Below are 13,875 nucleotides of genomic sequence, written 5' to 3' on the forward strand. Positions count from 1 at the left end.
CCGGCGCCGCCCGTCTGTCGGTGCCTGGGGGGAGACTGGGGGCATGCGGATCGCGGTGGTCTCCGACGGGGACGGCGGAGGATGGCTGCGGGAGCTCGGTGACGGGACCCCGCCCGCTCCGGTGCGCCGGGTGGGCGACCTCGCGGCGGCGGTACGCGAAGCCGAACACTCCGGTGGCCAACCCCCGCGCTGGGTCTGGGCGGACACCGAGGACCTCTACCCCGACCTGGTACGGGCCGGAGTGCGTGTATCGCGGTGCCACGACGCCTCCCTCACCGAGGCGCTCCTGCTGGGATACCGGGCACGGCACACCGAACCCCACTCGCTGGGGGCGGCCTGGGCCCGCCTGCACGACCTGCCGGTCCCCGACGACCCCGTGCGCCCGCTCGGAGAGGGCACCGCCGCCCAGCCCGCGCTCTTCGAAGCCGACCGATCCACCCTGCCGCCGGGGACCGATCGGCTCGACGCACTGGTGGAAGTCCACGCCGACCAGCGCGGACGGATCTCCGGACTCCCCTCGCCCGACCGCATGGCGCTCCTCGTGGCGGTCGAGTCGGCCGGGGCCCTGGCCGCCGTGGAGATGAGCCACGACGGGCTGCCCTGGCGTCCCGAGGTCCACGACCGGGTGCTCACCGAGATCCTCGGGCCCCGCCCGCGCTCCGGCCAGAGACCGCCGGTCCTGGCCGACCTCGCGGCGCAGATCAGCGAGGTCGTCGGCCACGAGGTCAACCCGGACTCCCCCGCCCAGGTGCTCAGGGCGATGGCGTGGGTCGGCCACCCCGTGGCGTCCACCCGGTCCTGGGTACTGGAGGGCGTCGACCACCCGTTGGTGCCGCTGCTGCTCCGCTACAAGGAACTCGCCCGCCTGTACTCGGCCAACGGCTGGGCCTGGCTGGAGACCTGGGTGCGGGAGCTGCCCGGCGGCGGAACGGGGGACGGGCCGAGGCTGGGGCGGTTCCGACCCGACTACGTGGTGGGCGGGGTGGTCTCCGGGCGCTGGGCCACCAGGGGCGGCGGCGCCCTCCAGATTCCCAGGTCGGTACGGAGCGCCGTGCGCGCCGACCCCGGTTGGGTCCTGGTCCGGGCCGACGCCGGCCAGCTCGAACCACGGGTGCTGGCCGCCGTCTCCGGTGACGGCGCCCTCGCGGCCGCCGCCGCGGAGGAGGACCTGTACGCGCGGCTGGCCGCGCACGTGGGCGACGACCGCGAACGCGCGAAGATCGGCCTGCTCGCCGCCATGTACGGCCAGACCTCGGGTGACGCGGCGCCCCTCCTGGCGACCATGCGCCGCCTCTACCCCCACGCCCTGGAGTACGTGGACGCCGCCGCCCGCACCGGGGAGGGCGGCGGGATCGTCCGGTCCTGGCTGGGCCGCACCTCGCCCGCTCCCGGGGACTGGGCGGCCACCGTCGCGGCCGCGGACGGGGACCGCAGACGCCGCGCGCACGGCCGGTTCACCCGCAACTTCGTCGTCCAGGCCACCGCCGCAGAATGGGCACTCGTCCTGCTCGCCGCGCTCCGGCAGGAACTCCCCGAGACCCCGGAGGGCGGCGGGATCGTCTTCTTCGTGCACGACGAGGTCGTCCTGCACGTCCCCGCGGACCTCGCCGAGGAGGCGGTCCGGGCGATCGACAGGGCGCAGACCCGGACCCGGAGGATCCTCTTCGGGGACACCCCGGTGCGGTTCCCCCTCGCGGTGTCGGTGACGGACTGTTACGCCGACCTCTGACCCGTGGACCGGCAACGCGATCACGCACCGTGAGTCCGGGGGAAACGGACGAGTGGCTGCCCGGTGGACTTCGGATATCGGACGGCCCGGGCTTCTTGCAAACTCCTCCGCGTACGCCCATTCTTAAACGCGGACCATGTCATCGAAGGCCGTGCGCCGCAGCGCTTCCCCCGCCCGTCGCGGCCACAGAGAGGATGATCGACCCCCGTGCGGAACCGTCTCAGAACATGTGCGGGAACCACGGCCGCCTTCGCGGTCGCCTTCACGGCCTTCGGGGCCACCCCCGCGACAGCAGCCCCCGTCGTCGAGGACCGCCCGCCCCTGGCCGAACAGGTCTCGCCCGGAGCCGCCGCACCCAGCGGCTCCGCGTCCCGGACCACGGGCCCCGAAACCGAAACCACCGCCACCGAAACCCCCGACACCGCGGACGTCGCGAAACTCGAACGGGACGCCTACGTCGCGCCCTTCCGCGAGGCGCGCTCCGTCGAGTACTTCGCGGTGGCCCCCCGGACCCTGCCCCGGGAGGCCGTCGACGCGGTCCGCGAGATCAACGGGGTCGAGCGGGTCCTCACCGTCGACGCCGCCCGTGTGGAGGTCGACGGGGAACCGACGTCGGTGCTCGGCGTCAACCCGTCCAGCTTCCGGAACCACGCCCCCGAGCCCTCCGCCGAGTCCGACGAGATCTGGCAGGGCGTCGCCGCGGGCCACGTCGCACTCTCCAAGGACGCGGGCACCGAACGCGAACTGGAGATCGGCGAGGACGTCACCGTCGCGGGAGGCCGCGGCGAGGTACCCCTGGAGGTGTGGACCCACGCGACCTCCGGCATCGCCGGGATCGACGCCCTCGTCTCCCGTGGGACCGCCCGGGAACTGGGCATGCCCGAGGGCAACGCGATCGTCGTCTCCGCGCCCGACGCGGACCTGATGGAGCTGTACGAGGAGCTCGGGGAGGTGCTGGGGGAGGACGCCTCGCTCCAGCTCGTCGCCGACGCCCCCGAACCCATGACCGACGGGGACACCGTGTCCTCGCCGGTGGTCGAGCAGGTCATCGCCAACGCCGAGACCCAGTTGGGTGTGCCCTACGTGTGGGGCGGCACCACCCCCGACGTCGGCTTCGACTGCTCCGGCCTGCTCCAGTGGGCCTTCCGCGAGGCGGGCGTGGACATCCCGCGCGTCACGCACGACCAGTGGAACGCGGGCGAACGGGTGGAGTGGGACGAACTGCAGCGCGGCGACCTGCTGTTCTGGCGTTCGGACCCGACCGCCCCCGACTACATCTCACACGTGGCCATCTACCTCGGCGACGACCAGATGCTGGAGGCGCCGCGGACCGGTCTGGACGTGCGCGTCACCCCGGTGCGGACCGCCAACTACGCGGGTGCGGTGCGCGTGCACACCTGACCCGGGACCCGAGGACGAAGAAGGGCCGTGGCGCCACCGGGGAGGTGGAACCACGGCCCTTCTTTCTCCTTGTCCGAAAAACCGCCGGGAGGGGAAGGCAGGCCTCGGTTAGGAGGGGGGACAGGGCCGCCGCTGAGGGAGGGGGAGACAGCGGTGGTCGACCCTTCGGAGGTATCGAGTTGTGACGGTCAGTGCACGGCCTTCGGGCCGCGTGTCCCGTCGCACAGGTCTACATAAGCAGTGACCGGCCGATTTGGCAAGAGGTCCGTCCAAGCCATGCAAGCAACCACAGCCCGCCACAAAGCCCCCTCCTGTCGAACGGGAGGGGGCTTGTATGCGCTTTCCGTCTTCCTTCGGGTCAGCGGCCGGACGCGTAGTTCTGGTTTCCCCGAGCATCCGCGGCCGAGCGCAGTTCACCGCTCTCCGGGTCGCGGGCGACGGCGGCCAGGCGCCCCAGGGACCAGTCCTGGGCGACCTGCACCCGGTGGCCGCGCCGGGAGAGCTCGGCGATGACGTCCCGACCCACACGCGGCTCGACGACCAGGTCGCCCGGCACGGTCTCCCGGGGGTGGAAGGAGCTGGGGAAGGCGTTGGTGTGGAACATCGGGGTGTCCAGGGCCTCCTGGAGGTTGTCGACCCCGTTGAGGACGCGCAGCAGGGCCGTGGTGGTCCACTGGTCCTGCTGGTCGCCGCCGGGGGTGCCGATCGCGAGGACGGCCTCACCGTCCTCGCGGCACACCAGGGTGGGCGAGAGGGTGGTGCGGGGGCGGCGGCGCGGTGAGAGGGCGTTCGGGGACGCGGGGTCGAGCCAGAACATCTGTGCCCGCGTGCCCAGCGGGAAACCGAGCTCGGGGATGACCGGGGAGCTGCTGAGCCAGCCCCCGCTGGGGGTCGCCGACACCATGTTGCCGTCGGCGTCCACCACGTCCAGGTGGCAGGTGTCGCCTCGGAGGTCGGCCTGACCCGACCCGGCGGCGTTGCGGACGGTCGGCTCGCCGGTGGTGCGGTCGCCGGGGGCGTCCCCGGGCAGGTACGACGGCGGTTCGAAGGGAGCGCGGCCGCCGGGGGAGCCGGGGCGCAGGTCGAGGCAGGCGCGGGCGTCGTCGACCAGGCGGGAGCGCTCGGCGGCGTAGCGGGCGCTGAGCAGCTCCTTGAGCGGGACGTCGGTGAAGTCGGGGTCCCCGTACCAGGCCTCGCGGTCGGCGAAGGCGAGTTTGGCGGCCTCGGTCACCCGGTGCACGAAGTCCGCACTGACGCCCTCCCGGACGTCCGATCCGATCCCGAGGACCTCGGCCGTGCGGAGTTGCTGGAGCATGGCGGGGCCCTGCCCCCAGGGGCCGGTCTTGTGCACGGTGTGGGCGCCGTGCGTGACGCTGACGGGATCCTCGTAGGTGGCGCTCCAGTCGGCCATGTCCTGGGCGGTCAGCAGGGCCTGCTGGGGTTCGCCGAGGCCGTTGGGAACGGGCGAGGAGAGGAAGGCGCCGACTGCTTCGGCGACGAACCCCTGGGACCAGGAGCGGCGGGCGGCCTCGATCTGGGTTTCACGGTCGCTGCCGACGGTTTCGGCCTCGGAGACGATCCTGCGGTAGGTGGCGGCGAGGGCCGGGTTGCGCAGCCGGGAGCCTGCGGCGGGAGCGGTCCCGTGGGGTAGGTAGAGGGCGGCGGACCCGGCCCAGTGCCGGGAGAACACGGGGGCGAGGGCTTCGACCGCGGCGGCGATCCGGTCCAGGACGGGGTAGCCGCGTTCGGCCAGGCCGATGGCGTGGTCGAGGACCTGGCGGACGGTCATGGTGCCGTGGTCGCGCAGGAGCAGCATCCAGGCGTCGAAGGACCCGGGGACGGTGGCGGCGAGGACGCCGCTGCCGGGGATGCGGTCCATGCCGGAGAAGGCCCCGATGGTGGCGGCGGCGGGGGAGACCCCCTGCCCGCAGAGGACGCGCGGGGCGCCGCCGCGGGCCTGGAAGAGGACCGGGACCTCGCCGCCGGGGCCGTTGAGGTGGGGTTCGACGACCTGGAGGGTGAAGCCCGCGGCGACGGCGGCGTCGAAGGCGTTGCCGCCGCGCTCCAGGACGGACATGCCGGTGGCGCTGGCCAGCCAGTGGGTGGAGGCGACCATGCCGAAGTCGCCGCGCAGTTCGGGTCGGGTGGTGAAGCCGGGCATGGGGGCTGGTCCTCCTGCGAGTGGGGGAAGGGCGGGCCGCCACCGGTCCGGGGGTGTCGCGCCGGGGCGGACGTGTGTCGGCGGCTGGTGCCGGTGGGCACCGGCCGAACGAGGGTGACGGTACAGCATGGCTTGGTCTGGATGTTGATTTTTCGGGTGATTCGGGCCGTTGGTCACTGTTTCCGGGGGGAGGACCCGCCGGGTCCTGCCCCTGCCGGGGTGAGCACCGGAAAGCCCGGTCGCAGCCGCTGTTCGGCCACGACCGGGCTCCGGTCACGCGATCCGGGGAGCTCTCAGGCTAGGGAGTCTCGACGGGGAAGCTCCACGGCAGGGAGTCCCACAGCTCGCCCCACTCCTCGGCGTCAACCGGGTCGGTGACGGCCTCGGTGGGCGCTTCCGCCTCGTCGGCCGCCTTCTCGGCCCCGTCCACGGCGTTGGCCATGCTCTCGTTGGCGTCCTGGACCACCTGTGCGATGAGGTCGGCGATCTCGGCGATCACGTCCTCGACCTCGCTGCGCTCCATGTCGAACCGCTGGGCGCAGGCGTCGGTGGCGGCCACCTTGTCGTCCTCGTGGCCGTAGTACCAGACGGTGGCCAGCAGGCGGTCGCGCTCGGCGTCGTCGAGGTCGTTCGCGGACAGAGCCCTCTCGACGAACTCTCCGCTGGTCGCGGTCATCTCCGCCGCGTCAAGGCCGGTCTCTCCGGAGCTGAAGTCAACGAAGTGCTCGGTCAGGCAGGTCTTGACCTCACGCGAGGAAGCGTTGGCGGGGAGGTCGGCCTCCGCAGGGGGAGCGGCCTCCTCCTCGGTGTCTCCGACCGGGGTCGCCTCGTCACCGTCGACGGCTTCCTCTTCCGCGGGCGCTTCCTCCGCGGGTGCTTCCTCGACCGGAGTCTCCTCTGCGGGGGCCTCCTCTTCCGCAGGAGCTTCTTCCGCAGGTGCCTCCTCTACGGGGGCTTCCCCTTCGACCGGAGCTTCCCCTTCGGCCGGGGTCTCCTCGACCGGGGCTTCCCCTTCGGCCGGGGTCTCCTCCGCGGGGGCCTCCTCTGCGGGGGCTTCCTCCTCCGCGGGCGCTTCCTCGACCGGGGCTTCCCCTTCGGCCGGAGCTTCCCCTTCGGCCGGGGTCTCCTCGACCGGAGCTTCCCCTTCCGCAGGTGCCTCCTCTGCGGGGGCCTCCTCGGCCGGGGCCTCGTCGACGACCTCCTCAACAGGGAGCTCCTCGGCGGGCGCCTCCTCGGGCTCTTCGGTCTCCTCCGCCTCAGCAGCCTCGGTTTCCTCGGTCTCTGTCTCCGCCTCCTCCGCCGCGGTCTCGCTCTCCCCGGTTTCCGGGGCCTCCTCCACTGAGACGGCCTCGGCGAGTTTTACCAGTTCGGAGCTTTCCCAGCGGTCCGGCTGGAGATGGGTGGTCAGCGCCACGCCGGGGCTGTCCAGCCAGAACAGGTCACCGGTCTCCTGGGACAGGTAGGCGCCGTGCTCGAAGGACTCGCTGGGCTCCAGCTCCTCCAGAGAGCTCTCCGACAGGTGGCTGTACCGGCTCTCGCGCAGGGAGTCCAGGTCCTGGAGGCGCTCCGAGCGCAGTACGGTCACCCTGCCGTACAGCTGGTCGGGTCCCTGCGTCCACGAGAGCTGGGACCGGCTGTTCCCCTGGCGGTCCGTCGTGGACGCGGCGTTGATGCCGTACCGCTCCAGGCCTGCGGGCAGGTAGGTGATCTCGTAGCCGTCGACGCTGTACGTGGACACCCCCTGCCGGACCACCGGCCAGCTGAACGTCCGCGTTTCCTTGTCGTCCGCGGCAGCGGGCCCGGCGACGCCGACCAGCCCCGCTGTGGAGATGGTGGCGGCACTGCAGAGCGCGACCCACCTCGTGTGGTGCTTGCGCATACGGGCTCCTTCCCATCGACTACTACTTGTGATGCTTCCAGGACTCTCGGTAATTATCGAGGGTCATCCAGTCAAAAATCGGACATGAAGTAATCAATGGCATGCATAGGGTGAGTTTGATCGGTGGGTTCTAGGCCACCAGAAGATGGGCGGCGGATCACCGGCTGCTCCGCGCACGGTCACCATGTGGTCACCAAACGCGCTCACCCTGAGGTAGCAGTCGGCCAGTCCACGCGTACTTGGGAGGCCCGGTGCACCATCGCATCGGATTCGTAGTCGGAGCCGTATCACTGTCGTTGGCCGTCGTCGCGAGCCCCGCGCTCGCGGCCCCGACCTTCGGGGCCACCGTCCCCGAGAAGGCGGGCCAGAACTCAGCCAGGGTGAGCCTCCGGGCGAGCACCCCTCTGCCCCAGCAGCCGCCGCCGTCCCGCCCCCTCCTCGCCGTCGCCCACCGCGGCGCCTCCGGGTACGCCCCGGAGAACACCCTCGCCGCCATCGACGAAGCCCATCGCCTCGGTGCCCGGACCGTGGAGGTGGACGTCCAGCTCACCTCGGACGACCACCTAGTTCTGATGCACGACACCAGTCTCGACCGCACCACCGACGTCGCCGAGGTCTTTCCGGGCCGGGCCCCGTACGAGGTCGCCGACTTCACCCTGGCGGAGATCCGCCGACTCGACGCCGGATCCTTCTTCGGCGACGAGTTCGAAGGCGAGCCCGTCCCGCTCCTCGCTGAGGCGCTGGACCGCCTCCACGTGCTCGACATGAACCTCCTCCTGGAGGTCAAGGAACCCGAGCTCTACCCGGGCATCGAGCATCAGATAGCCGTCGAACTCGCCAGGCGCCCGCACTGGCTGGTCCCCAACACACCCGGGGAATCCCACCGTCTCGTCGTGCAGAGCTTCGACTGGGAGTCCGTCGAACTCTCCAAGGGCCTTCTGCCGTCCGTCCCGCACGCTCTGCTCGGGCGCGTCCCGCAGGACCGGATCGACGAGTTCGACTGGGCGCACATGATCAACCCGAACCACACCACCATCGACGCCGGGTACGTCGACAGCGTCCACGCCGCGGGTCTGGAGATCATGCCGTACACGATCAACGACCCCGAGGTCATGGCCCGGGTGCTCGACATGGGGGTCGACGGCTTCATCACCGACCTCCCGGACGTCGGCCAGCGGGTCATCGACGAGTTCCTCGGAGCCAGGGCCCCGGAGGCGGCCCGCGCGCACGGTCGGGAGCCGGTCTCCCACTGAGCCCTCTCCCCTCGGGCCGCCCGAAGGGGTGTTTTCGGGGCCACCCAATGGGAGGATCAGTGGCGAACCACCCCGAAACGCACCCGGTTTCGGGTGGCCTACGGGCCGCCTGTACCGGTTCGGACAGGAAGCAGAGGCCACGTGAACGACCGGCTGTCCATCCCCACCGAACTCGTTGACTGGCGGACCAAGGGCCTGTGGTGGCCGGGGGACCCCGTCACCCTGGACGAGTTCGCCGCCCGTGGGGACCACCTTTTCACCGGACCGTTCACCTGGCCGCTCATGGTCCTGCACGCCTCCGCGCTGGACCGCAACCTCGCGGCGCTGGCCGACTTCACCGAACGCCACCGGCTCCTGTTCGCCCCGCACGGCAAGACCGCCATGTCCCCGGTGCTCACCCAGCGCCAGCTCGACGCGGGCGCCTGGGGCATCACCGCCGCCACCGCCAACCAGGTCCTCGACTTTCGCCGGTTCGGTGTGAACCGCATCCTGCTGGCCAACGAACTCCTCGACCCGAAGGTCCTGCGCTGGGTGGCGGCCGAAATCGACGCCGACCCCGGTTTCGACTTCCTGTTCTACGTCGATTCGCCCGAGGGGGTCGCAGTCGCCTCCCAGGCCGTCGAACGCGACGGCGGCCGCCCGCTCCGGGTGGTGGTGGAGCGCGGCGTCCCGGGCGGTCGCACCGGGTGCCGTACCAGGGAAGCGCTCCTGGACGTGGCCCGGGAGGTCGTGCGGGCCCCGGGTCTGGAACTGGCCGGTGTGGCGGGCTACGAGGGGCCGCTGCGCGACGCGGAGGGGGTTCGCGGCTTCCTGGGCGACCTCCTGGGTGACGCCGCCGCGCTCACCGCCGAACACGAACTGGAGCGCCCGGTGCTGTCGGTGGGCGGCAGCGCCTGGTTCGACGTGGTCGCGGAGGTGATCGGTGGTCGCTCTGACGTACTCCCGGTTCTGCGTAGCGGCGCCTATGTCGCCCACGACGACGGCCTGTACCGGCGGACCACCCCCTACAACCGGATGCCGGAGGGAGGGGACGCGCTGGCCGGTGCCCTGGAACTGTGGGCGCAGGTCACCTCCACCCCGGAGGAGGGGTTGGCGATCGCCGGGATGGGCCGACGCGAGGCCAACCACGACCAGGGATTCCCCGTCCCGAGGGCTCTGCGCAGGTCCGACGGCACCTCCGTTCCGGCGGACGGGGTGGAGGTCACCAACCTCAACGACCACCACGCCTACCTGAACATCCCCGAGGGGCTCCACGTACGCCCCGGCGACCTGCTGTCCTTCGGGATCTCCCACCCGTGCACGGCCTTCGACCGCTGGCAGGTCATCCCGGTCGTGGACGACGGGTACCGCGTGGTCGAGGCGATCGCGACGTACTTCTGACAGCACCCCAGGGGGTGTCCTGATCCCCACCACAGACGTTTGAAGGCGCCACTCCGGTAGATCCCTGCACCACAGCGGGTCTTGAACCCCGACCACAACCCGCCCGAATCCGCCCCCATGAATCTGCTTCGGTAGACACCTGTGAGCTGGGGTTGATCACTGGTCTGGGGGTCTGACAGGTGTGGGGGCGTCCCCGTTTCCTGCCGCGTGATGGTGGCCGTCTTTCGCTTCGCGCGTCGAGGTCGTACGTCCTCGCTTCGCTCCGGGCGCTCCACCTTGACCCGCTTCGCTACGACGGCGGATCGTCGGTTGTCAGGAAACGGGGGCGTGTGGTCGGGGCGGTCAGGGATCACTCCCTTCCCGGGGCCTGACGGCCTCCGGGCCGCGTCCGGTAAAACACGGCCTTTCGTGTTTAGGCCTCAGTCCGCCCGTGATCAGCGCCCGGCACTCGGGTCCAGCCGTGGCCTGTGCTTAGCCCCGCCCCCCTTTTCGCGGTGATCTTGCTACCAGGGGCGATATCGGCGCCGATATCGCCCCTGGTAGCAAGATCACCGCGGTTCAGCGGTTTTCGGAAGCAGCGGACACCCGACTGGCGGGGTTTCGGGCGCCGCGGGCTTCGCAGCTGGCCCCCAGCGGCCGCTCGCCACTCGCCTCTGCTGCCGTGGCGCAGCAGGCAAGGACCGGCCGCGGCACGGTCAGGCGTTGTGCGCAGAACTGGGGAGAGGAACCGGCCGAAGACCCAGAGCGGTGGGGGCAGGGGGAGTTCCGGTGAGCCCGTTCGGCCGCGGGGGCCGACCTGTTTCAGCTCATCCCTCTTCCGGGCATGCGGATTCCGGGCATGCGGAGACGGGCTGGAAACGAAGCCCCCCAAATACAAGGAGACACCAGGCCCCGCCCGTGTGGCCACTCCGGACGGGCGGGGCTGTGGACAACCACCTCCGGTGTACTTCTGGGTTAGCCGGGCCAGTCCGCAGTGCCCCCTGTCCGGGGTGCGGCTAACCACCAGAGCCCCGGTTCGGCGTTCGACCAGGGCCTGTTCGGGAAGTCGGAGCTAGCCTGCGGCCCGGTCCTGGCCAGGACCTTCTCCGTCCGACCCGTCCGATCCGTCTGCCCCGGCCGACCCCTCCGACCCGTCCGGGTAGTAACCCCACCCGTACACACCCGGCCTGGTGTGCCAGGGCCGGGGACCGTCCAGCGGCCGGTACTCCACACCCACGGCGTCCAGGCGCTCCAGGTGGGTGCGCAGCCGCGGCTCGAACTCCGTGTGGTCGCGTTCGCCTTCGGACCAGACCTTCTCCGCGAAGGCCGACAGGCGCGGGAAGACCATGTAGTCCAGCTTGCGCTGGCTGTCGATGTGTTCGCTCCACAGGTTGACCTGTGCGCCCAGGACGTGCCGGGCCTCCTCCTCGGTGAGGCCGACGGGGACGGGTTCACTCGCGTACACGTCCTCCCAGCGCAGCAGTGTGCCGACCGGGACCGGCTCGTCCGGGCTGTCGGACTGCTTGTAGTCCAGGTAGGAGGTGGCGGTTGGGGCCATGACCACGTCGTGTCCGGCACGGGCGGCCGCGATGCCGCCCTCCTCGCCGCGCCAGGACATCACCGTGGCGCCCGGGGCCAGACCTGCCCGACGCCCGACCCTGCCCTCGGCCGCGTCACCCCCATCCCGTGCCTCCTGCCCCTCCTGCTCTCCTTGCCCCTCCAGGAGCCACCCCTCCAGGATCTCGTCCCAGCCGACCAGGCGACGGCCGCGCTTGGTGAGGTGGTCGTCCAGTTGGCGGATGAACCAGCTCTGCAGCTCGTCCTCGTCGGCCAGCCCCTCCTCCCTGATGCGCTGCTGGGCCGAGGCGCTGTTCCGCCACTGGGTCTTGGGGCACTCGTCGCCGCCCACGTGCACGTACGTGCTGGGGAACAGTTCGAGGATCTCGTCGAGGACGTTCCGGTAGAACTCCAGGACGTTGTCGGTGACCGCGAGGACTTCGTCGAAGACGCCCCACTGGGTGCCGACCGGGATCCCACCGGCCTCGCCGAGTTCGGGGTAGGCGTGGATGGCCGCCTGGGAGTGTCCGGGGACGTCGATCTCCGGGACCACCGTGACGTGCCTGGCGTCGGCGTAGGCGACGATCTCGCGGATGTCGTCCTGGGTGAGGTAGCCGCCGTGCGGGCGGTTGTCGAACACGGGCGGTTCGGAGATCCCCAGCTGGCTCTGGGCGCGCCAGGATGCTGCCTCGGTCAGCTTGGGGTAGCGGCGGATCTCGACCCGCCAGCCCTGGTCGTCGGTCAGGTGCAGGTGCAGCACGTTGAGTTTGTGCAGCGCCAGCAGGTCGATGAAACGCAGGATTTCGCGCTTGGGCTGGAAGTGGCGGGCGATGTCGAGCATGGCGCCGCGCCAGCGGAAGCGGGGTGCGTCGGTGATGCTGATCGCGGGCAGCCGCCACTCGGCCTTGCCGAGGGGTGCCGTGCGGTAGGCGTCGGGGGGCAGCAGTTGGCGGAGCGTCTGCGCCCCGTAGAACACGCCGGCGGGTTCGTTGCCGACCACGATCGCGCCCTCGGAGTCGATGATGAGGCGGTAGCCCTCCCGGCCGAGTCCGGCGCTGGGGTCGACGCTCAGACGGATCTGGGCGTTCTCCTCGTCACCGGTGGCCAGGGGGAGGCCGGTGGCGGTGCCCAGTTCGCGCTGGAGCCAGGTGAGTGTGCCCCGTGCCGCGCGGTCGGCTGAGACGCGGGTGGCCGCGGTGAGGGTGAGGCCGTCGGACCCGGATGCCTCCACCTTCTGGGGGCGCGGCAGCAGGGAGGGTGTGTCGGGGTGGGGAGAGTCAGGCACGGGTTACTGCTCCTGTCCGGTCTAGACCAATTACGGACATAGTGCCACGTTAGGGGGCGAGGGCACAGGCCGCCCGTCAATCGGCCCCGAGCGCTCTCTCATTCTGAGCCGCCCGATACCCGGTTCCCGGCTGAAGGCGGGGCAGTGCCGACGAGCAGGACGTGCAGTTGGTGCTGGCCGGCGCCGGGCAGCGGGCGGGGGAACCGCGCGCGCTCGCCGCTGAGCTGGGGGTTGCGGAGCGGGTCTTCTTCCTGGGTTTCGTGTCCGACGAGGACATGCCGCTGGTGTACGCAGCGGCCGACGTCTTCGCGATCGCGGGCGTCGCCGAACTCCGGAGCATCGCGACGCTGGAGGCGATGTCGACGGGGCTCCCGGTGGTCGCCGCCGACGCGATGGCCCTGCCGCACCTGGTCGGGGAAGGCTGTGACGGTTTCCTGTTCCCGGCGGGGGAGCCGGTGCGCCTGGCCGGCCGCCGACTGGCGGTGCTCGGTCCGGAGCGGTACCGGAACGTGTCGGGCCGAGGGCGGGGAGCTCGCTCCGGAGCACGATCACCGCCGTTCACCGGCGCGCTTCGAGGGGGCCTACCACCGGCTCCGGGGCGGTGGCGCGGCCCGCTCGGAGGCCGAACGCGCCATGGTCAGCACACCTGGTGTGCCTGGCTCGCCTGGTGCGCGTAGGTCGCCTACTCCGCATGGGCGGGACCGCCGGTGTCGTCGGCGGACGGGGCCGTCGCGGCTCCCGGGGTCCGGTCCGCGGGGGAGCGTTTGGAGGAAGGCAAGCGAATCATAGCCAAAAGTCCTTTTTGCCACTTTCCGTATTCTTTGCGTAGCCATCGGTGATGATGGGCTGTTTCCGGAAAGACCAGAGACTGTGTGGTTCGAAGGCATCAGCGGACAAGCCGGCGTCAGCCGGATCGCCCGGGGCGGAAACGTCGCCGAGGGCCTCACGGATCGGTTGGTCAGCGCCGAACGTGAGGCGGGGTTCCACGAGCGTGACATGTCGTCGTTCGAACGCGAGCGGATCGACCTGGAGCACCGGGTGAACCGGATGGAGGCCGAGCTTGAGTCCCTGCGCAAAAGAAGACTGGAAGCCTACGCGCGCTGGTGGAACGCCCGCGACGACCGCGACCGAGCTCGCCACGTCTGTCGTAAGCTCCGCCGCAGGATCGACAAGGCGCGTCGGAAGGGTAACGAAACGTGACCGGTGCTGACCCTGGAAACCGGCACAAAAGAGACAGAACACGGCCCGTCC

8 protein-coding genes and 1 pseudogene are annotated in these 13,875 nt (G+C 71.1%); 6 read left to right on the plus strand and 3 right to left on the minus strand.

The genetic code is table 11. The annotated features are described in order from the left end of the window. The first annotated feature begins 43 nt into the window (after positions 1–43). Together IE195_RS23130 and IE195_RS23135 are read left to right on the plus strand one after the other, a co-directional pair. Positions 44–1,729, plus strand: coding sequence for a bifunctional 3'-5' exonuclease/DNA polymerase (locus IE195_RS23130; RefSeq protein WP_191275170.1), 1,686 nt, complete (start codon positions 44–46; stop codon positions 1,727–1,729). A gap of 207 nt (positions 1,730–1,936) precedes the next feature. Beyond that, complete coding sequence (locus tag IE195_RS23135) at positions 1,937–3,130, plus strand: C40 family peptidase (RefSeq protein WP_191275172.1); 1,194 nt, start codon at positions 1,937–1,939, stop codon at positions 3,128–3,130. Positions 3,131–3,488: 358 nt separating this feature from the next. Here the strand turns inward: IE195_RS23135 and IE195_RS23140 are convergent, their stop codons facing one another. Both IE195_RS23140 and IE195_RS23145 read right to left on the minus strand, forming a co-directional pair. Next, positions 3,489–5,291, minus strand: a complete 1,803-nt coding sequence (locus IE195_RS23140) for a gamma-glutamyltransferase family protein (RefSeq protein ID WP_191275174.1) — start codon at positions 5,289–5,291, stop codon at positions 3,489–3,491. 298 nt (positions 5,292–5,589) lie between these two features. Then, entirely contained in the window at positions 5,590–7,170 is a 1,581-nt protein-coding gene (locus IE195_RS23145; protein ID WP_191275176.1) for a hypothetical protein, read from the minus strand. A 251-nt stretch (positions 7,171–7,421) separates the two neighbouring features. On the opposite strand from IE195_RS23145, the gene IE195_RS23150 reads away from it, so the two are divergent. After that, entirely contained in the window at positions 7,422–8,423 is a 1,002-nt protein-coding gene (locus IE195_RS23150; RefSeq protein WP_191275177.1) for a glycerophosphodiester phosphodiesterase, read from the plus strand. A 141-nt stretch (positions 8,424–8,564) separates the two neighbouring features. Beyond that, the gene (locus IE195_RS23155) at positions 8,565–9,803 is read left to right on the plus strand and encodes an alanine racemase (protein WP_191275179.1); all 1,239 of its coding nucleotides are present in this window, start codon (positions 8,565–8,567) and stop codon (positions 9,801–9,803) included. Between the two features lie 1,051 nt (positions 9,804–10,854). Here the strand turns inward: IE195_RS23155 and IE195_RS23160 are convergent. Beyond that, positions 10,855–12,624 (minus strand): beta-N-acetylhexosaminidase, encoded by a 1,770-nt coding sequence (locus tag IE195_RS23160; protein ID WP_191275181.1) that lies wholly within the window; start codon positions 12,622–12,624, stop codon positions 10,855–10,857. A 152-nt stretch (positions 12,625–12,776) separates the two neighbouring features. On the opposite strand from IE195_RS23160, the pseudogene IE195_RS23165 reads away from it, so the two are divergent. Beyond that, positions 12,777–13,266, plus strand: a pseudogene (locus tag IE195_RS23165) (glycosyltransferase); the annotation flags it as partial. Positions 13,267–13,494: 228 nt separating this feature from the next. Then, on the plus strand, positions 13,495–13,824 hold the full coding sequence (locus IE195_RS23170) for a hypothetical protein (protein ID WP_191275183.1): 330 nt from the start codon (positions 13,495–13,497) through the stop codon (positions 13,822–13,824). Positions 13,825–13,875 lie beyond the last annotated feature (51 nt).

This window comes from Nocardiopsis terrae (assembly GCF_014651695.1).
Taxonomy (GTDB): Bacteria; Actinomycetota; Actinomycetes; order Streptosporangiales; family Streptosporangiaceae; genus Nocardiopsis; species Nocardiopsis terrae.